Annotated in this window: 22 protein-coding genes; 9 read left to right on the top strand and 13 right to left on the bottom strand. The window is 63.7% G+C overall.

Features of this window, described 5'->3' with window-relative positions; translation table 11 throughout:
* Window positions 1–35: 35 nt before the first annotated feature.
* Both ACVWY3_RS01605 and ACVWY3_RS01600 read right to left on the bottom strand, forming a co-directional pair.
* On the bottom strand, window positions 36–473 hold the full coding sequence (locus tag ACVWY3_RS01605; protein ID WP_456836892.1) for a hypothetical protein: 438 nt from the start codon (window positions 471–473) through the stop codon (window positions 36–38).
* Window positions 474–476: 3 nt separating this feature from the next.
* Entirely contained in the window at window positions 477–1601 is a 1125-nt protein-coding gene (locus tag ACVWY3_RS01600; RefSeq protein WP_456843260.1) for an AI-2E family transporter, read from the bottom strand.
* Window positions 1602–1863: 262 nt separating this feature from the next.
* On the opposite strand from ACVWY3_RS01600, the gene ACVWY3_RS01595 reads away from it, so the two are divergent.
* Complete coding sequence (locus ACVWY3_RS01595; RefSeq protein WP_456836891.1) at window positions 1864–2235, top strand: hypothetical protein; 372 nt, start codon at window positions 1864–1866, stop codon at window positions 2233–2235.
* A gap of 29 nt (window positions 2236–2264) precedes the next feature.
* Here ACVWY3_RS01595 and ACVWY3_RS01590 read toward each other — a convergent pair whose 3' ends face one another.
* A complete protein-coding gene (locus ACVWY3_RS01590; RefSeq protein WP_456836890.1) occupies window positions 2265–2429 on the bottom strand; it encodes a hypothetical protein in 165 nt (54 codons plus the stop codon).
* A 308-nt stretch (window positions 2430–2737) separates the two neighbouring features.
* Here ACVWY3_RS01590 and ACVWY3_RS01585 point away from each other — a divergent pair, with 308 nt between their 5' ends.
* Window positions 2738–3238, top strand: coding sequence for a DUF1269 domain-containing protein (locus ACVWY3_RS01585; RefSeq protein WP_456836889.1), 501 nt, complete (start codon window positions 2738–2740; stop codon window positions 3236–3238).
* 334 nt (window positions 3239–3572) lie between these two features.
* Window positions 3573–4547, top strand: coding sequence for a glutaminase (locus ACVWY3_RS01580; protein WP_456836888.1), 975 nt, complete (start codon window positions 3573–3575; stop codon window positions 4545–4547).
* A 189-nt stretch (window positions 4548–4736) separates the two neighbouring features.
* Here ACVWY3_RS01580 and ACVWY3_RS01575 read toward each other — a convergent pair whose 3' ends face one another.
* Entirely contained in the window at window positions 4737–5126 is a 390-nt protein-coding gene (locus ACVWY3_RS01575) for a hypothetical protein (protein ID WP_456836887.1), read from the bottom strand.
* A 288-nt stretch (window positions 5127–5414) separates the two neighbouring features.
* Between ACVWY3_RS01575 and ACVWY3_RS01570 the strand changes: the two genes are divergently transcribed.
* Window positions 5415–5672, top strand: coding sequence for a DUF2798 domain-containing protein (locus tag ACVWY3_RS01570; protein WP_456836886.1), 258 nt, complete (start codon window positions 5415–5417; stop codon window positions 5670–5672).
* Window positions 5673–5891: 219 nt separating this feature from the next.
* On the opposite strand, the gene ACVWY3_RS01565 is transcribed toward ACVWY3_RS01570, so the two are convergent.
* From ACVWY3_RS01565 to ACVWY3_RS01555, 3 genes are all read right to left on the bottom strand, one after another.
* Entirely contained in the window at window positions 5892–6764 is an 873-nt protein-coding gene (locus ACVWY3_RS01565; protein WP_456836885.1) for a hypothetical protein, read from the bottom strand.
* A gap of 173 nt (window positions 6765–6937) precedes the next feature.
* On the bottom strand, window positions 6938–8725 hold the full coding sequence (locus ACVWY3_RS01560) for a chloride channel protein (RefSeq protein WP_456836884.1): 1788 nt from the start codon (window positions 8723–8725) through the stop codon (window positions 6938–6940).
* A gap of 12 nt (window positions 8726–8737) precedes the next feature.
* Window positions 8738–9391, bottom strand: a complete 654-nt coding sequence (locus tag ACVWY3_RS01555; RefSeq protein WP_456836883.1) for an L-fuculose-phosphate aldolase — start codon at window positions 9389–9391, stop codon at window positions 8738–8740.
* 403 nt (window positions 9392–9794) lie between these two features.
* Here ACVWY3_RS01555 and ACVWY3_RS01550 point away from each other — a divergent pair, with 403 nt between their 5' ends.
* From ACVWY3_RS01550 to ACVWY3_RS01530, 5 genes are all read left to right on the top strand, one after another.
* On the top strand, window positions 9795–10001 hold the full coding sequence (locus tag ACVWY3_RS01550; protein WP_456836882.1) for a hypothetical protein: 207 nt from the start codon (window positions 9795–9797) through the stop codon (window positions 9999–10001).
* Window positions 10002–10113: 112 nt separating this feature from the next.
* Window positions 10114–10686, top strand: a complete 573-nt coding sequence (locus tag ACVWY3_RS01545) for a YciE/YciF ferroxidase family protein (protein ID WP_456836881.1) — start codon at window positions 10114–10116, stop codon at window positions 10684–10686.
* 154 nt (window positions 10687–10840) lie between these two features.
* The gene (locus ACVWY3_RS01540) at window positions 10841–11224 is read left to right on the top strand and encodes an Hsp20/alpha crystallin family protein (protein WP_456836880.1); all 384 of its coding nucleotides are present in this window, start codon (window positions 10841–10843) and stop codon (window positions 11222–11224) included.
* Between the two features lie 8 nt (window positions 11225–11232).
* Window positions 11233–13626 (top strand): endopeptidase La, encoded by a 2394-nt coding sequence (gene lon / locus ACVWY3_RS01535; protein ID WP_456836879.1) that lies wholly within the window; start codon window positions 11233–11235, stop codon window positions 13624–13626.
* Window positions 13627–13631: 5 nt separating this feature from the next.
* On the top strand, window positions 13632–13787 hold the full coding sequence (locus ACVWY3_RS01530; protein WP_456836878.1) for a hypothetical protein: 156 nt from the start codon (window positions 13632–13634) through the stop codon (window positions 13785–13787).
* 72 nt (window positions 13788–13859) lie between these two features.
* Here the strand turns inward: ACVWY3_RS01530 and ACVWY3_RS01525 are convergent, their stop codons facing one another.
* The 6 genes from ACVWY3_RS01525 to ACVWY3_RS01500 form a co-directional block, all read right to left on the bottom strand.
* On the bottom strand, window positions 13860–14162 hold the full coding sequence (locus ACVWY3_RS01525) for an HU family DNA-binding protein (protein ID WP_027528369.1): 303 nt from the start codon (window positions 14160–14162) through the stop codon (window positions 13860–13862).
* 458 nt (window positions 14163–14620) lie between these two features.
* Window positions 14621–15853 (bottom strand): acetyl-CoA C-acetyltransferase, encoded by a 1233-nt coding sequence (locus ACVWY3_RS01520; protein WP_456836877.1) that lies wholly within the window; start codon window positions 15851–15853, stop codon window positions 14621–14623.
* A 236-nt stretch (window positions 15854–16089) separates the two neighbouring features.
* Window positions 16090–17553, bottom strand: coding sequence for a GH1 family beta-glucosidase (locus ACVWY3_RS01515; RefSeq protein WP_456836876.1), 1464 nt, complete (start codon window positions 17551–17553; stop codon window positions 16090–16092).
* A gap of 157 nt (window positions 17554–17710) precedes the next feature.
* The gene (locus ACVWY3_RS01510) at window positions 17711–18118 is read right to left on the bottom strand and encodes a hypothetical protein (RefSeq protein WP_456836875.1); all 408 of its coding nucleotides are present in this window, start codon (window positions 18116–18118) and stop codon (window positions 17711–17713) included.
* Window positions 18119–18327: 209 nt separating this feature from the next.
* Complete coding sequence (locus ACVWY3_RS01505; RefSeq protein WP_456836874.1) at window positions 18328–18597, bottom strand: hypothetical protein; 270 nt, start codon at window positions 18595–18597, stop codon at window positions 18328–18330.
* Between the two features lie 279 nt (window positions 18598–18876).
* Window positions 18877–19212, bottom strand: coding sequence for a hypothetical protein (locus tag ACVWY3_RS01500; RefSeq protein ID WP_456836873.1), 336 nt, complete (start codon window positions 19210–19212; stop codon window positions 18877–18879).
* Between the last annotated feature and the right edge of the window lie 115 nt (window positions 19213–19327).

Here is a 19327-nt window from a genome sequence, read left to right as displayed (position 1 = left end):
ACGCTTCAGCCAAGATATCGGGGGACCCGCAAGGATCATCGCAACGCCAAGAAAAGCAATTTGCGGCAATAGAAGACTGACGCTCGCGACGTGCCGAGCACAACAGGGTCAGCAGCAGAAGGCTGGTGGCCGGCGCCGGCAGGAATTTGCTGTACGCTGTTACCAGGACGATATTCATTGCGACCAAGACGGCAATCCAGTGCAACGCCTGGTTCCAGAGCAGCCGCCAGCGGGCCTCCTTGTCGTCGATTGCCAGCCACTTGTTGATGACGCAGGCCGACGCCAATGGCAAGCGCTAGAATCTCGCAATAGTCGACGAGAGGCTGCTGCGACGCGTTGGTATAGACGATTCCGGCAACTGCGAGCGCCAGCGCAGCGATATAGGGAAGTGTTGCCAGAGAAATTGGGACATCCTCGAACGTGTCGGGATAGACCTCCGCATCGTTGTTTCGCCCGGATTCAATCTCGGCCATGATTCACCCCATTTGCGATGGTCTGTTGTCGAAGGTCTGCTCGAGCCGGTCGGCAAGGCAGTCCTCGACGTAGAATCTGATGATCGCGACCCGACCGGCGGCAACGAGCGGCATGGCGAGCGCGATACCCAGAACGCCGAACAGCGCGCCGAACACAACAATCGCGACCAATATCCAGGCAGGAGGTGTCTCGAGGGCTTGACGCTGGATAAGCGGTCCGATCACATAACCTTCGATCGACTGAATGATGGTGTAGATGACCACAGCCCAGATCAGCAGCGAACCGCCGAGCGGCATCGCCACGAGCGCGATCGGGACGGCCGCAACAATGGGCCCCAAATACGGAATGAAGTTCGACAGTCCAGCTTGAAGGCCTAGCACGAACGGGCCGGGCAACCCGATGAGATAGAGCGCCAGCCACACACACAGCGTCATCAGGATGATGCGCACAAGCTGTCCGACAAACCAAAGCCGCAGCACGTTTCCCATCTCGTCCATTACCGCCCGCGTGCGGGCGCGATAGGGCGGCTTTACCAGCAGTACCAGGCTGTCGCGGTAGCTCGCGGGATCAAAGGCAAAAAGGATTCCCAGGAACACGATCACGAGCGTTCCGGTCAACATGATGGATGCGCCGCCAAGGACGAACCGGGCATGGCTCAGAAACCTGCCCTGGTCCGAGAATAGCCATTGTGCAAAATCGCGGCCCCATTCGGGGCCGAGCAGGTCTACGCCGTAGGCGAGAAGATATCCCTGCAGAACATCGAGCTGGGTATCCATGACCTTCAGCAGCAGGCGCGTTTGTTCCGGCAGCTTGCCAGCGCCCCACGCCAGGCCAAGCCCCGTCAGCATGGAGAGCAGCACAAGCACGAATGTCAGCCGCCAGGTGCGGCTGATTGGAAGAACGGACGCCAGAGCCCTAGCCGCAGCATCTAGAAAGGCCGCGAAAAGCATACCCGCGAAGACGAGCAGGAGGCTTGAGACTGTTTGCCAAACCAGAAAAAGCGCGACGCATGTGGCGATCAACGCCAGGCCCGTCGCAAGCATGCTGCGAACCGCGGATCGTTCGGCGGGCTCCTCAGCGAGCCCAAGCTCGGGCCGCCGCTCTTGTCCTTTCCTCGTCTCACTCATCGATCGATCAAGGTGCTGCAAACAGTCTGGATCTCCCATACTCGCCTCCAGGTGGCAGCAGGGCGAACCATTCTAAGCGAGACTGCTCCGACCACCAGCAATTGATGCTTGCCGAGCCCAGCACCCGCTGGGCTCTCCGCGTACACAACGATGTGACATGGATGCTGTCCTATGCAGCAGCCCATAGACGGACCGCGACGAGCGAACGATATTGGCAGGATCATCAACTGAAGAAAATATTTGACGATCAAGGGACTTTCGATTGTACGCCAACGTTCTCTTGAGCACGGATGGATCGGATGTCGCGAGAGAAGGTCTTCAGGAAGGAGTCGCCCTGGCAAAGGCGTTTGAACGCCAAAGTGACAATCATCACCGTGACAGAATCGCTGCCGGTCGATTACGGGAGGCCGGTTGGCGCGTGACCTCAACTGACCAAGCCATCGTCGAGCTGGAGCATCGTGCCACAGAACTTCGCGAAATGCTGCGCACCCACCGCAGTTCGACTCTCGGGGCGGTCGCCAATGCAACGCTCACCGCCGATGCGGCACTCACTCGCGTCGAAGTGATCCGAAACATCGAAGCGCTCTCGCATCACGCTTGGCGCTCTGCAGCCCATCTTGTCGCTCGCGGCTAAAGACTAGGTCGCGTTGCGTCGGATGATCTTCAGAGTAGCATGCCCAAGCCAAGCGCGATAATACCGGCAACAAGGAGTCCGGTTGAACTGTACTCGAACTCGATCGCGATACCGAGGAGGCCGAGAACGATCAGGACCACTCCCCCGAGCTTCTTCAAGAGCAGCGTCGCGACGTCCGCAGTGTACGCGGCCATGATAAGTCTCCCGCTCTGCAGCACCATTACTATTATGCGTCCAAGATGAGGCTAAGCCGGCGGCCATGTTACCGCGCCCACGGCAGCTTTTTTCGTGGCAAGTTCGCGCCATCCGAACCTCTCACCTGCCCCACCAGCGCTATGACAGCTATGATTACTCAATTGCGTTGAGAGTGCATCACATCTCGTAATTGTGAATATGTGGGCCGCGTTTGAGGCAGGGATTTTTCAGTTCGGTGTTAGGTTTCGGGTGCACGCATCAAGCGTGCGTGGAGGGGCGGAAAATCACATCGTTGCGGGAGAGTTCCATGTCGGATCTAGTCGCGATCGTGTATCCATCCGAAGCCAAAGCAGAAGAAGTTCGGCAGAAAGTCCTCAAGCTCCAGAAAGAATATCTGATCGCGATCCAAGATGCCGTAATCGCGGTCAAGACTGGCGAAGCGGTCAAACTCAATCAACTCGTGAACACAACCATGGCGGGTGCCGCAGGAGGAAGCTTCTGGGGGCTGCTGTTCGGGATCGTGTTCCTGAATCCGCTCATCGGCGTGGCGCTCGGGGCCGGCGCCGGCGCTTTGGGCGGCGCGCTGACCGATTTCGGCATTAACGATCAGTTCATGAAGGACCTCAGCTCGAAGGTGAATTCGGGAGATGCTGTTCTGTTCCTGCTGATCAAGAGCATGACTGCAGACAAGGTCCTCAACGAAATCAAGGACGCGGGAGGGACCGTCCTGAAAACCTCTCTCGACGAAAAGAAAGAACAACACCTGCGCGATACTCTTGCCGCCGCTACCCAGGCCAAGGCTGCCTAGTCGTGTGAGCCAAAGCCAGGGTTGGAGCTGAACGCGAGAGGAGTCTTGGCGTTCGCAGCAGTCCGCCGAGGTCCTTGCTGCTGACCCGTAACGCCGGGTCAGCGCGCGAGCGGTAAAGGTCGCTGCGCAGTTTCGCTTGCGAAAGAGCCGACCGAGCATTCGGGTCTGCCGTTTGGCGAGTTCTCTTCCTAGGGCAGAACCGAGGAGGAAATCATGCGCAAATCGATTTTTTGCATGCTCGCTCTTGCGGCTGCATCGGCAGTGGTGACGACGACGGGCAGTCGCTCGCATGCCGGAATTGTCGGAGGACCGCTGGGCCTGCATGAGGCCGCCGATGATCTTCGGCTTGCGGAGACTGTCCAATTCCGCTGGAGAGGTCATCGCTACTGTTGGTACAGCCGCGGGTGGCGCGGCGCCGGCTGGTATCGGTGCGGCTTTAACTGGCGGCGCGGTCAGGGCTGGGGTGGTCCTGCCGGTTGGCATGGATGGCGGCACCCCGGCCGCCCGGTGGCGCGTCCGCCGAAGCCGGGCCGGCCGGGAATCCAGCGTCCACGACCGCTCCCCGACAGGGTGCCGGGTCGGCCGGGAGTCCGGCCATTGCCTGACAGGATCTGACTTGATGGATACGCTCTCGCCGCCCAAGCACGGGCACTGGCCCTACATATCGACCGGCCATCTGCCTGAAGCCGAGACGGTGCAGGACCTCGTGCGCGAAGCGCACGCCCGTTTCCGATCGAACAATGAGGGCGAGAACCCCAAGGTCTACCCGGCGCTCGAGCGAGCGCCGAGCGACCTGTTTGGCGTGTGCATCGCGGGCGCCCGCGGGCAAATCTACGCCGCCGGAGATACCGACTACGATTTCACGATCATGAGCGTGTCCAAGCCGTTCGTCTTCGCGGTGTGCGACCTCATCGGGCCCGAGGAAGCGCGCGACAAGCTTGGCGCCAACGCCACCGGCCTTGCATTCAACTCGCTCGGCGCGGTCGAACAGATGCCGGGCGCGCGGACCAACCCGATGGTGAACTCAGGCGCGATCGCGACGACCAGTCTGGTCCCCGGCGCGTCGGAAACGGCCAAATGGAAGTTCATTCATGATGGCCTATCGAAATTCGCAGGCCGAACCCTGCCGCTGAACAAGGAAGTCTATGCTTCGGCATCGGCGACTAATTTTCGCAACCGGGACCTGGCCCGGCTGCTGCAGAGCTACAATCGCATCTACAGCGATCCCAAGGAAGCGACCGACCTCTATACCCGTCAGTGCTCACTGAACGTCCCCGCGTCCACCGCAAAGCCCGGCTCGCAAACATGACGACCTCATGATCGCCCCTCAAGGATGAGCCGGGATGGGCGGTACATACGACGAATCCGAATTTCGGTAAAGCGGAATATTTTTGGTCGCGCCGGTTGACAGACGAGCGACACAGCATCATCAACCGCGACATCCCGGATGCCGGACGCAACAAAAAGGGGCGTTGCCCCTTTTGGCGAACCCGGTCGCCTAATAGGGATAGTAGCCCGGGCCGTAATAAGGACCGCTGTCATAATAGCCCGGGCCGCCGTAGTAGGGACGCGGGCCATAGTAATAGTTGTCATAGTACTCTTGGCGGCGGCTCTCGGCGATCGCGCCTCCGATCAGACCTGCCGCCACGCCCATGAAGGCGAGACCGGCGGCGCTCGGCCCGCGTCGATAGTAACGATGGCGTCGGGCTGCACTGAAATCGGTGGCATTGGATGAGGCCGAACCTGCCGCGACGGCGGGCAAGGTGTTGGCCGCGACGGAGGACGCCGCAACCGACGGCGACACCGAAACCGCCGCCAGGGCGAGGCCTGCGAACGCGGCCAGCGCAGCAGTGCGGCCAAACCTGGAAGTGACGGGTCGATTGCTCATCTTGACGTCCTCTGTTCGCGCAAAAAACACAAACTCAAACGTGACCCAACACGCAAACTGCTGGAATGGCTTCAGGATCGCGGCAATCTGCCACGCTTTGAACGATTGTAAACCGAACCACCCGATCCAGCTTGCACCATGCAACCTGAGCGGATAATGAACAGCCGCGCCGTTTTGCGGTCGCCGTAAGCGTTCACGTGAACCAACGCATCAACCGACGCCGTCGGGATCGATGCCATTTGGAGGGTTCAACGTGACTGACGCGTCCTTTTCCTCAAGGGAAATCAGATGATTGCGGTTCGCAAACTGCCGGCGCGCTATGCGCCGATCGTGATGCCATTCGTGCTGTCCGTCCTCATGACGGCCGTGGTGTCGGTCATTTCGACGCTGCGGAGCCTCGGCGCAACGCCGGCGTTCCTGGCAACCTGCCCGGGCGCCTGGGCGCTGTCATGGCTGATCGCCTTTCCTACGCGGCTGATGGTGCTGCCACTCGTCCGCCGGATCGCGGCCTACCTCGTCGCCGCGCCCTCTCAACTACGCCGCTAGCCGGCGCGGACGGCGCGCAGGAAGCATGCCGTCCCGCTTCCATGATCACTCGACACCTTGGATCGAGCCTCCACTCTTTCATCTCTACCGGTTGCCTTGTCGCGACATCGTCGATTGCTGCTCTACATCGCGGCACGAGTTCTCGGCGGCGTCGGCACCCTCGATGCGGGGCGATCGTCGCCGAATCTGGCCGCGACTACGGGCCCGTAGCGATCGCGACTATTGTCGCGCCGATTGCAGCTGGACTGGGGCCGCCCGTCGCACCGCGGCATGCGGTGACGACGTTCCCGGCGCCGGCTTGGGCGTCTGAGCCGCAGCCGGACGCGGCGCAGGCACTGGTGCTGCGCTCGTCTTCGGCCTTGCGTTCGACCGGCCGGTCGTTTTCCCGGCGATCTCGGGCGTCTTGTTGTCCGGCGCAGACGCCTTGTCTTCAGGTATCTTGGCGACGAGCCGCGCCATTTGTTCCTGGCCTGCTTTCAACTCATCGGCAAGCCTGAGATTGTCGAGCGACATCTGCTCCTGGTTTGCTTTCACTTGCGCGTGGCTCGCCTTGAGCTCATCGATGCCTTGCTGCACGTTTGCGAGATCGCTCGCCAGCTTCTGCAGCAATTCGGTCAACTCCGGCGGGAGCGTGCTGCCGGTTGGCGAAACTACCTCCGGCACGGTTTCGGCGGCAGATGCCGGTTGCGGCGATGCCTCGGCCAATTGAGGCGATGCCTCGGCCAATTGAGCAGTCGGGCTCGTCTCTGCTTCGCGCACCGGCTCTGCTCGCAAGTGCGACGACGTCGCAGCGTGCAACGGCGCCCAACCTGCGATCATCTGCCTGACCGTATCACCGTGGGATGATTGTGAGACGAAGGCCGCAATTCCAATTCCTGCGGCCAGCCCGAGACCGGCGAGGCCTCGCAGCGCTGTTCCGCCACGCGGCGGGCGACTGCGCGCGGCATCGCGCTCCAGCCGGGCAAGCTGCTCGTTGGCGCGCGCGATCTCTTCATCCACGCTCTTGATTTTCGCGAAGGTATGCGTGAGCTGTGCGTCCATGCGCGCGGACAGCGCATAAGGCGGCTCGATCGGTGTCGTTACGGAGTTCATTGGCGCTCCCCTTCCCAGCCCAATGTCGCCCGAAGGCGTCCGTCGCATTTGCTTGCCCTGATCATCGCTGACGCGGTTTGTCCAAAGCAAGACGCCTTCAAGGAAATTCGAAGGCCGGACGACTGCGGGTGCCGTGGCCCCCTCCCGGAATACCTCTCTCGACCCTGACGCCCCTACGACAGCGCCCCCAGCACGCCGCGCGTCGCCTTGTCGATCTCCTCGACATAGCGGCGGCGGGCGAAGGTCTCGGTGAGGAAGCCGACCACCTTGCGGCTGTCGGTGGAATCGACCACCGCCAGCATCTCCGCTTCGGCCTCGTCGAACACCGCCATCGCCGATTTCACGTTCATTTCCGGGATCAGCACGATGTCGATCAGGCGGGCGAGCTCGATCACCTGGATGTCGTCGGCGATGGTGTCGAGGTCGCTGGAGAACAGATCGGGCAGCAGCACGAGGCCGACATATTCGTCCGCGTTGTTGACGATGACGACGCCCGGCCGCGAGCCCAGCGCGAATTCGCGGCGCGCGGCGGCGATCGTCGTGGTTGACGGCACCTTGCCGACGTCGGAGCGCATCAGCCGCTCGACAGTGAGGTTGCGCAGCCAGCCGACGTCGTTGGCGCTGCGGATGGTCTCGCCGCGCAGATGCAGGCGCCAGGTCGAGAAGGAGTGGCCGAACATGAAGCGGACGCAGATCGAGGTGACGATGCAGCCGGCGAGCACCACGGCGGTGACGTCGACGTTGCGGGTCATTTCGAGCACGAGGAACGACATGGTGAGCGGACCGCCGACGATGGCGACGCCGAGCGTCGCCATGCCCGTCAACATCGCCACCAGCGGATCGATCACGAAGTCCGGGCTGATCAGCAGCAGCACCGCGGCGAAGAATTTGCCGATCAGGCTGCCGACGAACAGCGAGGCGAAGAACAGGCCGCCGCGGAAGCCCGAAGCGAGCGAGATCAGGCAGGCCGTCAACTTCAGGCCGATGATCAGCGCGATCAGGCCGACGGTCATGTCGTGGAAGAGATCGAGGACCATGGCGCCGTGGCCGGCCGCCAGCACCTGCGGCGTGAGGATCGCAAAGCAGCCGACGATGAGGCCGCCGATCACCGGGCGCAGCCAGACCGGCAGCCATTTGAACAGCCGCTCGAACATCGGCGAGGAGCGCATCACGGCGATGCCGACGCCGCTGGTGATGAGGGCGAGCCCGATCAATGCCAGATACTGCTCGATGCCGACCGAGCTGACCTTGGGGATTTCGATGGAATACGGCGCGCCGCCGAGCCATTGCGCGGTCAGGGCGCCGGCGAGCGAGGCCGCCAGGATCGGCGCGGCGCTGGCGACCGAATAGACGCCGACGATCAGCTCGCAGGCGTAGAAGGCGCCGGTGATCGGCGCACCGAACGCCGCCGCGATCGCCGCGGCGGCGCCGCAGCCGACCATCAGGCGCAGATCGTTGCGGCGGAGATTGAAGAACTTGCCGAGCAGCGAGGCGATGCCCGAGCCGATCTGGGTATAGCCGGCCTCGAGGCCGACCGAGGCGCCGCAGCCATTGGAGATCAGCGTCTGGCTCGACACCACCACGCTGTCGCGCATCGACAGATTGCCGCCGCGCAGCGCATTGGCCTCGATCGGGTCGACCGCATTCGATATCTTCATGCGCCGGCGCGACCATTCCATGATCCCGAGCGCCAGTCCGCCGAGCGCCGGCGCGAGCAGCGCCGCCCAGGGACTGACCCGTGCATTGGCGGACAGACGGACGTCGACGGGAATGCCGTAGATCACGACATGCGCGATCTGCGCGATCTCCGCCATCAGCGTCACGACGGCGCCGGCCAGCGTGCCGATCACCAGCGCCAGCGGGATCAGGTAGAACTCGTTGCTGCGCAACAGCGCCCGGAGCCGAACCATGGTGCGGTTCGTCCGCTTGCGATCGACGAGATGTCTGAGCCGCACGAACACCTTCTGTCCGCCCTACCCGTCCGACAGGCCGTAGCCGGCCATGCGCTGGCGAACCCGCTCGATCTCCTCGCTCGACAGCAGCGACGGTGGTCCGATCTGGAGACAGCCGTGATACTGCCGCGCCAGCGTCTCGACCTCGACGGCGAGCCACATCGCCTTGTCCAGCGTCTTGCCGATCGCGATCATGCCGTGATGGTCGAGCAGGCAGGCGAGCCGGCCCTCGAGCGCCCGCACCGCATGTTCGGACAGCTCCGCCGTTCCGAAGGTGGCATAGGGCGCGCAGCGGATGGTATCGCCGCCGGCGGCCGCGATCATGTAGTGCACGGGCGGGATCGCCATGCCCATGATCGCGAGGATGGTGCAATAGGTCGGATGGGCATGGACGACGGCGTTGACGTCCTCGCGCGACTTCAGGATATCGCGGTGGAAACGCCACTCGCTGGACGGCTTCTGATCGAGCGCATGCTTGCCGTCCATCGTCATGAACACGATCTGGTCGGGCGTCATGGCCTCATAGGGCACGCTGGTCGGCGTGACCAGGAGCCCGTCCGCATGCCGGACGCTGATATTGCCCGACGTGCCCTGGTTGATGCCGAGCGCATTCATGCGGCGGCAGGCGTCGATGATGGCCTCTCTCTTGGCGAGCTCGTCCGCTGTCATCGACATCTCAGTTTCTTCTCGATTTCTTCTCGATTTCCTGGCGACGGGCGATTGCTAGACCCGAAGTACGTCAAAGCAATATGGCAGTGCAAGAGAAAGCGGACCGGATCAGGTACCGTCTTGCCGGCTGTACCGTTACATCGAGAAACCAACTGCAAAATCAGCATATTAGCAGATTCTCGCAGGCTCGCGAAAAGTTCGCGGCTAGCGGCCGCAATGCCGTTGATCACGAACTGCACCGAACAGGCCGCGAGCAGGCCGGCGCACGACGGCAGGATCAACCACCAGCAGCAGCATCATGAAGGGCGAAGTCGGTCATGTGTCGGGGGCGATCTTTGCGGCGCAGGAACGATGGCTGCCGGACTGACTTAGCCCGGCACAAGCGCCTTGGAAATCAGTGGAGACGACAATGAGCGACAGTGGAATTGGAATGTTGCTCGGCCACCTCTCGGCCAACCTGCTCTGGCTCTGGTTCATCGGAGCCTTCGTGCTCGGCGCGGTCCTCGTCTACGGCGTGATGCGGGCCGGCCGGCTGCGCCGCAGCGAGCGTGCACGGCTCGAGCGCAACACCGAAGCACGGCAGCAGCAGGAAGATCCCTACAAGCGCCCGACCTGAGCGCGGCATCCCGGCGCCGGTCGCGGTTTGGAACTTTCATTGTCCAAAGGGCTTGATCGCCCGAGGATTGAGGAAGGAGACGCCTTCCCGTGTCGCCTCAAGAGGAGGACCAATGGCCAAGAAAGCAAAGAAGCGCACAACCAGGAAATCGTCATCGCGGAGCACGCGGTCGCGTCAGTCCCAGAAGACGCTGAACGACCTTTTCGTGGAAACGCTGAAGGACATCTATTTCGCCGAGAACAAGATCATCAAGACGCTGCCCAAGATGTCGAAGGCCGCGCACTCGAAGGATCTCGCGGCGGCCTTCAACAAGCATCTGCGCGAGACCCAGGGTCAGGTCAAACGTCTCGACCAGATCTTCAAGATGCTGGGCAAGCCCGCCCGCGGCAAGCCTTGCGAAGCCATCAACGGCATCACCGATGAGGGCGCCGAGATCATGAAGGAGTTCAAGGGCGCTCCGGCGCTCGATGCCGGACTGCTCTCGGCCGCGCAGGCGGTCGAGCACTATGAGATCTCCCGCTATGGCACACTGCGCACCTGGGCCGAGGAGCTCGGCATGCAGGACGCAGCCGAGCTGCTTCAGGCGACGCTGGACGAGGAAGAGGCGACCGATCACGCCCTGACCGAGCTCGCCACCTCCGTGATCAACCTGGAGGCCGAGGAAGATCGGCGTGAGGCGGCCTGAGCCGCACCGCACCCGATGACGGAACGCCGCGGCCCCAAGCCGCGGCGTTGCCTTTTGCGGATCGCACGATGGCACATGGCAGGCCCGCGCAGCAGCACTGGATTTCCCGGGAACCAGCCCCATATGCTGGCTTTCCCATCACCGAGTCCGCATCATGCAACCCAAAAATCCCCTCGACTGGATGCTGTCCGAAGCTTTGGACTCGCTGACCCGCGCCGACCGGCTGCGCCAGCAGTTCGGCCGGCAGGAGGCCTGCTGGGAGCCGCCGATCGACGTGCTCGAGACCGAGCATGAGCTCTTGATCCTGGTCGCGCTTCCCGGCGTCAATCCTGACAATGTCGAGACGGTGATCCATGACGGCGTGCTCATCATCTCCGGCCAGCGCACGCTGCCGCCGGAGCTTCGCAAGGCCCGCATCCATCGCCTCGAGCTGCCGCAGGGCCGTTTCGAGCGGCGCATCGCGCTTCCCATCGGCCGCTACGCCATCAGCCGCTTCGTGATGGACGGCTGCGTCGCACTGCGCCTCGCCAAATCCTGAGGTCGATCATGGCCACCGAACAGATGAATACCGCACAGACCAATTCCGAGAACGGTCCTGACGTGAAGATCCCCGAAGACGCACTGATCATTATCCCCGTCCGTGGGATGGTGCTGTTCCCCGGCGCCATCGCGCCGATCGCCATCGGCCGGGCGAAGTCCATCGCCGCCGCGCAGCAGGCGCTGCGCGAGCAGCGGCCGGTCGGCATCGCGCTGCAGCGCAGCCCCGAGATCGAGGAGCCCGGGCCGGACGACGTTTACCGGGTCGCGACCATCGCCAACATCGTGCGCTACATCACCGCGCCCGACGGCACCCACCACATCGTCTGCCAGGGCGTGCAGCGCGCGCGCATCCTCGACTTCCTGCCGGGGACGCCGTTCCTGGCCGCGCGCTTCCAGCAGATTCCGGAGCCGACCACGAGCTCGCCCGAGATCGAGGCGCGGGCGCTGAACCTGCAACGCCAGGCGATCGAGGCGATCGAGCTGCTGCCGCAGGCGCCACCCGAGCTGGTCGCGATGTTCCAGAGCACCAGTGCGCCCGGCGCGCTGGCGGACCTCGCGACCTCGTTCATGGATATCAAGCCGCAGGACAAGCAGGAGGTGCTGGAGACCATCGACCTCGCTTTGCGCGTCGAGAAGGTGTCGAAGCACCTGGCCGAGCGGCTGGAGGTGCTGCGCATCAGCAATGAAATCGGCCAGAAGACCCGCGCCAGCTTCGACGAGCGGCAGCGCGAGGCGATCCTGCGCGAGCAGATGGCGACCATCCAGCGCCAGCTCGGCGAAGGCGACGGCAAGGCGGCCGAGGTCACCGAGCTGACGGCGGCGATCGCCAAGGCCAACATGCCGCCGGAAGCCGAGGCGCATGCCAAGAAGGAGCTGCGCCGCTACGAGCGCATGCCGGAGGCGGCCGGCGAAGCCGGCATGGTCCGCACCTATCTGGACTGGCTGATCGAGCTGCCCTGGGCCTTGCCCGAGGAGAAGCCGATCGACATCAAGGAGGCGCGGCGCATTCTGGATGCCGATCATTTCGGCCTGGAGAAGATCAAGAGCCGGATCATCGAATATCTGGCAGTGCGCAAGCTGGCTCCGCACGGCAAGGCCCCGATCCTGTGCTTCGTCGGTCCGCCCGGCGTCGGCAAGACCTCGCTCGGCCAGTCCATCGCGCGTGCGATGGATCGCCCCTTCGTGCGCGTCAGCTTAGGTGGCGTGCACGACGAGGCCGAGATCCGCGGTCACCGGCGCACCTATATCGGCGCGCTGCCCGGCAACATCATCCAGGGCATCAAGAAGGCGGGCGCACGCAACTGCGTCATGATGCTGGACGAGATCGACAAGATGGGCCGCGGCGTGCAGGGCGATCCCTCCGCCGCGATGCTGGAGGTGCTCGACCCCGAGCAGAACGGGACGTTCCGGGACAATTACCTGGGCGTGCCCTTCGACCTGTCACGCGTGGTCTTCATCGCGACCGCCAACATGCTGGACCAGATTCCCGGGCCGCTCCTGGACCGCATGGAGCTGATCAGCCTGGCCGGCTACACCGAGGACGAGAAGCTGGAGATCGCGCGGCGGTATCTGGTGCGGCGGCAGCTGGAGGCCAACGGCTTGACCACCGAGCAGGCCGAGATCGAGCCCGAGGCGCTGAAGCTGGTGGTCAAGGGTTACACCCGCGAGGCCGGCGTGCGTAACCTCGAGCGCGAGATCGGCAAGGTGTTCCGCCATGCCGCGGTGCAGATTGCCGACGGCACGGCTGCCAAGGTTGTGGTGACGACAAAGGACATCGGCACCGTGCTCGGCCAGCCGCGCTTCGAAGGCGAGATCGCGCAGCGCACCAGCATTCCGGGCGTGGCCACCGGCCTTGCCTGGACGCCTGTCGGCGGCGACATCCTGTTCATCGAGGCAACGCGCGTGCCCGGCAAGGGCGGGCTGATCCTCACAGGGCAGCTCGGGGACGTCATGCGCGAGAGCGTGCAGGCGGCAATGACGCTGGTGAAGAGCAGGGCCAGCCAGCTCGGCATCGATCCCCAGTTGTTCGAGAAGAGCGACATCCACGTTCACGTGCCCGCGGGCGCAACCCCGAAGGACGGACCGAGCGCGGGCGTTGCGATGTTCACCGCACTGACATCCCTGCTCACCAACCGCACGGTGCGCAGCGACACCGCGATGACCGGCGAGATCTCGCTGCGCGGCCTGGTGCTCCCTGTCGGCGGCATCAAGGAGAAGGTGGTGGCCGCGGCTGCCGCCGGCCTGAAGCGGGTGATGCTGCCGGCGCGCAACAAGCGGGATTACGACGACATCCCGAAGAGCGCGCGGGACGATCTGGAATTCATCTGGCTGGAGCGCGTCGATGAGGCCATCGCCGCAGCGCTCGAGCCGGCGGAAGCCAAGGTCGAGGCGGCGGAGTAAATGCGATGAAGAAACTGCTGGAGAAATCAAAGAGATCGCGCAAGACGCAGCGGCTGCGCCAGCTGCTCGATCGCGCCATCGACCGGGTGCGCGATGCGCTCTCAGAGCCCGAGCCGCGGCTTGCGCCGGTCCCGGTCCGGGTGAAGCGCCGCAAGGGTTGAGCCCTCCGTCTCAGGCCCTCGCGGCTGCCCCAAATCAAAAGGCCCCCTCTCGCCGAGGGGGCCTTTGCGTTATCAGGCCACGGCGTCCTTGGCAGCCTTGACCGGGCGGGCGCGGACGATCTTCCGGGCCGGCTTGGCCTTGAACATCATCTCTTCACCCGTGAACGGGTTGGTGCCCTTGCGCGCCTTGGTCGCGGGCTTCTTGATGACCACGAACTTGGCGAAGCCCGGCACCAGGAACAGGCCGTTCTTCTTGAGCTCCTTGTGGCCGACGTCGGTCAGCGTCTCCATGACGTTCTTGACGTCGCGCTTGGAAAGCTCGGTGGCGGTCGCAATCTTTTCGATCAACTGCGATTTGGAAAGTTGGGTCGGCATCGTGTCTCCTCTGATTCGTTGCCGGTTGCATATTAGACCAACCGGCGAAGGCCTATAGCCTTCTGCACAGATTTGTCGAGAATTTACGGGCTTTTTTGGCCCCCTGTGGCAAAAAACCCTGCTTTTTCGCGGCTTCCGGAGCGGAAGGCGCCTCCGGCACCGGTTTTTGCCTTGTTTCAAAGGCCCGCAAGCCATCTTGCTAAAGCTGATTCGATGCTTTGGACAAGCGACGAGCGGCCTCCTTGCCGGAGGGGAAGCGCGATTCACCCTGAAAAATAAGGGTTGGATCGCATGGCAGGTCGCTCTCCCTCTCCCCGTCCTTACGGGAGCGGGTCGGGCTGAGGGGCCTGTCTCCACACATGAGATCGACGATAGACCTGTACCCCCTCACCCGGATTGCATCTGACGATGCAATCCGACTTCTCCCCGCAAGCGGCGAGAGGTGACGAGAAGGTGCGCTAGACGCGCTCGATGATGATGGCCGGCGCCATGCCGCCGGCGGCGCACATGGTGACGAGCCCGCGCTTGAGGTCGCGCCGTTCGAGCTCGTCGAGCACGGTGCCGATCAGGATCGAGCCGGTCGCGCCAATGGGATGGCCGAGCGCGATCGAGCCGCCATTGACGTTGACCTTGGCGCGGTCGAGCTTGAGATCGCGGATGTATTTCTCCGCCACCACAGCGAAGGCCTCGTTGATCTCGAACAGGTCGATGTCGTCGATGGTGAGGCCCGCCTTCGCCAGCACCTTGCGTGTCGCCGGCACGGGCGCGTTCAGCATCAGGGTCGGCGAGTCCCCCATGTTGGCCATCGCCACGACGCGGGCACGGGGTTTAAGGCCATGCGCCTCGGCGTAAGCAGGTGAAGCCAAGAGGATGGCGGCCGCGCCGTCGACCACGCCGGAGGAGTTGCCGGCGTGATGCACGAAATCGATGTCGAGATCAGGGTATTTTTGCAGGATCAGGCCGCGATAGGTCGTGCCCTTGTCGTCGAGCGCATAGTCGGCGATCGCAGGGAACGCCGGCTTGAGGCTGCTGAGGCCCTCCATCGTCGTCTGCGGCCGCGGATATTCTTCGTGGTCGAGCGCGAGGCTGCCGTCCTCGCGGTGGACGGCCACGAGGCTCTTCTTGAAGTGGCCGTTCGCGATCGCATGCGCGGCGCGCTTCTGGCTTTCGAGGCCAAGCGCGTCGACATCCTGCCGCGTGATGCCTTCCAGGGTCGCGATCGCGTCCGCGCAGACGCCCTGATGCGACTGCGGATGCTTGGCCCGCAGGCGCAGATTGCCGGAGTCCATCATCATCGGACCGCCGCCGCGGCGTCCCTCCATCGACATCATCTCGCAGCCACCGGCGATGACGAGGTCTTCGGCGCCCGCCATGATCGAGGCTGCCGCCATGTTGACGCTGGTGATGCCGCTTCCGCAAAAGCGATCCAGCGTCACGGCGCTGGCGCGAACGTCATAGCCGGCATCGAGCGCCGACATGCGGCCGAGATCGCCGCTTTGCGTTGCGACCTGCGCGCTGCAGCCCCACACGATGTCGTCGACATCGGCGGTGTTGATGCCGGTGCGGTCGGCGAGCGCGCGCAGCACGGTTGCGCCCAGCTGCTGCGGATGAATGCCGAAGAGCGCTCCCTTGCCGGCCTTGCCGACGCCCCGCGGGGTGCGGCAGGCATCGATGATCAGCGCGTCGGTCATGGGCGTTGTCCTCTTGTTATCAGTGTTGAGAGGCGTTGTGAATCAGGGGGAGGAGGGAGTCAATGCGCGGCGCAGACAACCCTCACCCGGATTTTCCGCTGCGCGGTTTAGCGCACGAAGCCTCCGCGACGTCATGACCGGGCTTGTCCCGGCCTTCCACGCCTTAACTCAGCCGCACGAAGAACGTGGATGCCGGGACAAGCCCGGGCATGACGACCTCGATACGATGGAAGCGATCACACCCCCACCGCGTTCTTCGCGATGACGTTGCGGTAAAAGCTCGCGCTGAGCTTTGGCGTGCGCACCTGGGTGTCGAAATTGACGTGGTAGAGGCCGAACCGCTTGTTCAGCCCGAACACCCATTCGAAATTGTCCATCAGGCTCCAGAGGAAATAGCCGCGCACCGGCACGCCCTCCGCCGTCGCACGCTGGAGCTGGCCGAGATAGTTGCGCAGGTACATGATGCGGTCGGTGTCGTAGATCTTGCCGTCGGGCGCGATCTCGTCCTCGCCGGAGGTACCGTTCTCGGTGATGTAGATCGCATCCGTCTTCCAGATCTTTGCCGCGAGCCTCGGCACCCAGTAGATCGTCTCCGGCGCGACGCGAAGCCAGTTCGAATTCATGTGCGGAAAGGATTTCGGGATCGGCAGCGGCATGAAGCCCGCGCCCTGGTCGGACGGCACCACGTAGTTCTGCGGCGCATAGATGTTGAGGCCGAGGAAGTCGACCGGCGAGGAGATGATCTTCAGCTCGGCGTCAGTGTATTTCGGCGCATTGGCGCCGGCGTATTTCAGGAAGGCGTCGGTATACTGGCCGGTCATGATGACGTTGAGATAGCCGGCATTCATCTCGCGCAGCGCGATCTCGGCAGCGCGGACATGCTCAGGCGTGTCGATCGCGGGAACGCAGACGTCGATGTTCTCGGCCGGCCCCACTTTGGTGCCGCGGCGGCCGCGCGCCCGCACGGCCTGCACCGCAAGCCCATGCGCGAGCGCGCTGTTGTGCCTGATCTGGTTGATCTCGGCTTGCGGCAACGTCATCCCGGGCGCATCGATGCCGAGGCCATAGCCGAACTGCACGAAGCGGCCACTCTCGTTCAACGTGAACACGTTCCTGACGCGGTCGGTCAGGCGCTCGGCGGCATAGCCCGCATAGTCGCCGAAGATCTTGCAGGTCTCGGTCGAGCGCCAGCCGCCAAAGCGGTCCTGGAGCGATTGCGGCAGATCCCAATGATAGAGCGTCGCCCACGGCTCGATGCCGTTCTTCAGCAGCTCGTCGATGAGGCGATTATAGAAATCGAGCCCTTTCGGGTTCGGCTTGCCGTCACCGTCCGGAAACACCCGCGGCCAGGCGATCGAGAAGCGATAGGCCTTGCAGCCGAGATCCTTGATCAGCGCGATGTCTTCCTTGTAGCGATGATAATGCTCGTTGGCGCGGTCGCCGGTGGTGCCGTCCTCGATCTTGCCGGGAATGCGGACGAATTTGTCCCAGATCGAGGCCCCTCGCCCATCCTCGTTGACCGCGCCCTCGACCTGATAGGACGAGGTCGCCGTACCCCAGACGAAGCCTGGCGGAAAGCCGTCCATGCCCCGCGGCGCCGATGCCGGCCTGGCGTCGGCGAGCTCAACGGAACCTGCGATTGCGGCCGCGGACAATCCCGCCAGCGTGGCAAACTGGCGACGCGAGACCTTGTCCGACATTGATGCTGCTCCGAGGATGATGCTGGTGCAGCGTCACCATGACGCGTGGCGGGCCATTTGAGAAGCGCCGGAGCGGAAGTTTGAGGATGCAGAATGCGCTGCCTGGGCGCGACATCTCGGCGCGGGCGATGTGGCCGGCCAGCGCACGCTGCCGCGATCAGCGCGAGCGCTTCGGCAGCTTTAGAACCTTGTCGGGATTGAACGCAGGCACCTGCGCCGTTCGTTCGGGCGCTGCCATAGGCTTTTCCGTCAGGATCAGCGTTCCCTCGAGGACGATTCCCGGCGCCTGTCCCGCCGTGGCCGTGTAAGTCGCGATCTTGCCGGGGCACGTCCCGACGATGTTCAGCATGAGCTCGTCATAGACGCCGAAGACCGTGTCACGTCCTTCGGTGTGACGCTTCGTCAGCACGGTCGCGGTGAAGCGATCGCCGTCGACCTGACACGAACCGTGATACGTCATCAGGCTGTCGCGGCCCCAGATCTGGCCGTCTGCGACATGGACGATGCCGGTGCCCTGCTGGAGTGGCGTCTTGTACCAAGCCGCGTAGGTACCGTCGTTCAGCATGGGAGCAGTCTCCCCTGGTATTCCCACGCAGATCATCCGCATGATTAGCGCTAAGAAACCGTTAATCACGCAACCCGTGTGAATCCGGCCTACGAGGCCGGCGCGGCGTCCGCGACGATGCGTCAGCCGCACCATCAGCGCACGGCCGACGTCATCTACTCCGATCTCGACGGAATGCTGGCGTCGCCTCGCCCCAAGCCGGCGGCGATCTATCGCCGTACGCCGACGCGATTGACGCCGCCGTTCCAGTTGGTCGAGCTCGCCGTGCCGGCCCGGACCGCGGCGCGCGCCACCGACCGCGGACGGAGCACGACCCCGGCCCTGGCGACGCAGCTCGGCGGATAGTCGATGTACTGGCAATAGACCACCGCGTGAGCCGGAGCCGGACCGAGCGTGGCGGCCGCAAGTCCCAACAGAGCGCTGGCCGCGATTCCGGCAATAGTTGCGGACTTGGTCGAACGGCGCTGGTCGCGATGCATGATGATTCTCCCCAATGGTGCTTGCGAACTGCAGGCGGCGGAAGCCGCCGCATGCGCCCCGTGCATGACGTGAGCACCAGAGGAGAGGTAGCGTTGACATAGATCAATCCGGGACCAGGTCGACTTCTGCTCTCAAGCGCGATGAGATCAGGATGAATCGTCATCGCGCTCTAGCTTGTCGATTGCGCATGATCTCCGCGCAAACGCGTTTCGCGTTTGTCGCGAGGAAAACCGCTACGCGCTTTGCGCTGACGCGGCCCTTCGGGTCCGGATCATGCTCTAGGAGGCCAGACGAAGCCAGACGTCCTTGCTCGCCAGCGTGCCGTTCGGCGTGGCGATCTCCATGTCCACGACATCCAAAGAACCAGGCTGGTCGCCATAGATGTACTTGAGGTGCCACATCAGACCCAGATCCGGAGAGACGATAAAATCGTCCAATCCGTCGGTAATCGCGCGAACGGCCTGCCGATGCGTCAATGGGGCGGAAAACATCGCATCGATCAGGTTGGCGAGGGTCATGCCCTCGACGAGCATCATTCGCGCGACCTCGTCACCGTAAACGTGCCGAAGCGCTGCAACGATGGCCGCGACTGCGTCCGGATTCTTCAATGACACGGTGAAGTGAACCTCCGGGCCTATCATGCCGGAGGCGGGATATTCTGTGCAAGCCGTCCGCCCGCGGCGGTGCCGGCCAAGGCCCCGCCCCGGTCGCCGGCGACGCCTTCCGCTG

This window comes from Bradyrhizobium sp. USDA 4486 (genome assembly GCF_054057995.1).
The sequence above is the reverse complement of the archived record's forward strand: the minus strand, read 5'-3'. Positions and strand labels throughout refer to the sequence as shown.

Coding starts and splice junctions, on each gene's coding strand:
- ACVWY3_RS01605 (WP_456836892.1), bottom strand. CDS start 473: ATGGCCGAGATTGAATCCGGGCGAAACAACGATGCGGAGGTCTATCCC.
- ACVWY3_RS01600 (WP_456843260.1), bottom strand. CDS start 1,601: ATGAGTGAGACGAGGAAAGGACAAGAGCGGCGGCCCGAGCTTGGGCTC.
- ACVWY3_RS01590 (WP_456836890.1), bottom strand. CDS start 2,429: ATGGCCGCGTACACTGCGGACGTCGCGACGCTGCTCTTGAAGAAGCTC.
- ACVWY3_RS01585 (WP_456836889.1), top strand. CDS start 2,738: ATGTCGGATCTAGTCGCGATCGTGTATCCATCCGAAGCCAAAGCAGAA.
- ACVWY3_RS01580 (WP_456836888.1), top strand. CDS start 3,573: ATGATCTTCGGCTTGCGGAGACTGTCCAATTCCGCTGGAGAGGTCATC.
- ACVWY3_RS01575 (WP_456836887.1), bottom strand. CDS start 5,126: ATGAGCAATCGACCCGTCACTTCCAGGTTTGGCCGCACTGCTGCGCTG.
- ACVWY3_RS01570 (WP_456836886.1), top strand. CDS start 5,415: ATGATTGCGGTTCGCAAACTGCCGGCGCGCTATGCGCCGATCGTGATG.
- ACVWY3_RS01565 (WP_456836885.1), bottom strand. CDS start 6,764: ATGAACTCCGTAACGACACCGATCGAGCCGCCTTATGCGCTGTCCGCG.
- ACVWY3_RS01555 (WP_456836883.1), bottom strand. CDS start 9,391: ATGTCGATGACAGCGGACGAGCTCGCCAAGAGAGAGGCCATCATCGAC.
- ACVWY3_RS01550 (WP_456836882.1), top strand. CDS start 9,795: ATGAGCGACAGTGGAATTGGAATGTTGCTCGGCCACCTCTCGGCCAAC.
- ACVWY3_RS01545 (WP_456836881.1), top strand. CDS start 10,114: ATGGCCAAGAAAGCAAAGAAGCGCACAACCAGGAAATCGTCATCGCGG.
- ACVWY3_RS01540 (WP_456836880.1), top strand. CDS start 10,841: ATGCAACCCAAAAATCCCCTCGACTGGATGCTGTCCGAAGCTTTGGAC.
- lon (WP_456836879.1), top strand. CDS start 11,233: ATGGCCACCGAACAGATGAATACCGCACAGACCAATTCCGAGAACGGT.
- ACVWY3_RS01530 (WP_456836878.1), top strand. CDS start 13,632: ATGAAGAAACTGCTGGAGAAATCAAAGAGATCGCGCAAGACGCAGCGG.
- ACVWY3_RS01525 (WP_027528369.1), bottom strand. CDS start 14,162: ATGCCGACCCAACTTTCCAAATCGCAGTTGATCGAAAAGATTGCGACC.
- ACVWY3_RS01520 (WP_456836877.1), bottom strand. CDS start 15,853: ATGACCGACGCGCTGATCATCGATGCCTGCCGCACCCCGCGGGGCGTC.
- ACVWY3_RS01515 (WP_456836876.1), bottom strand. CDS start 17,553: ATGTCGGACAAGGTCTCGCGTCGCCAGTTTGCCACGCTGGCGGGATTG.
- ACVWY3_RS01510 (WP_456836875.1), bottom strand. CDS start 18,118: ATGCTGAACGACGGTACCTACGCGGCTTGGTACAAGACGCCACTCCAG.
- ACVWY3_RS01505 (WP_456836874.1), bottom strand. CDS start 18,597: ATGCATCGCGACCAGCGCCGTTCGACCAAGTCCGCAACTATTGCCGGA.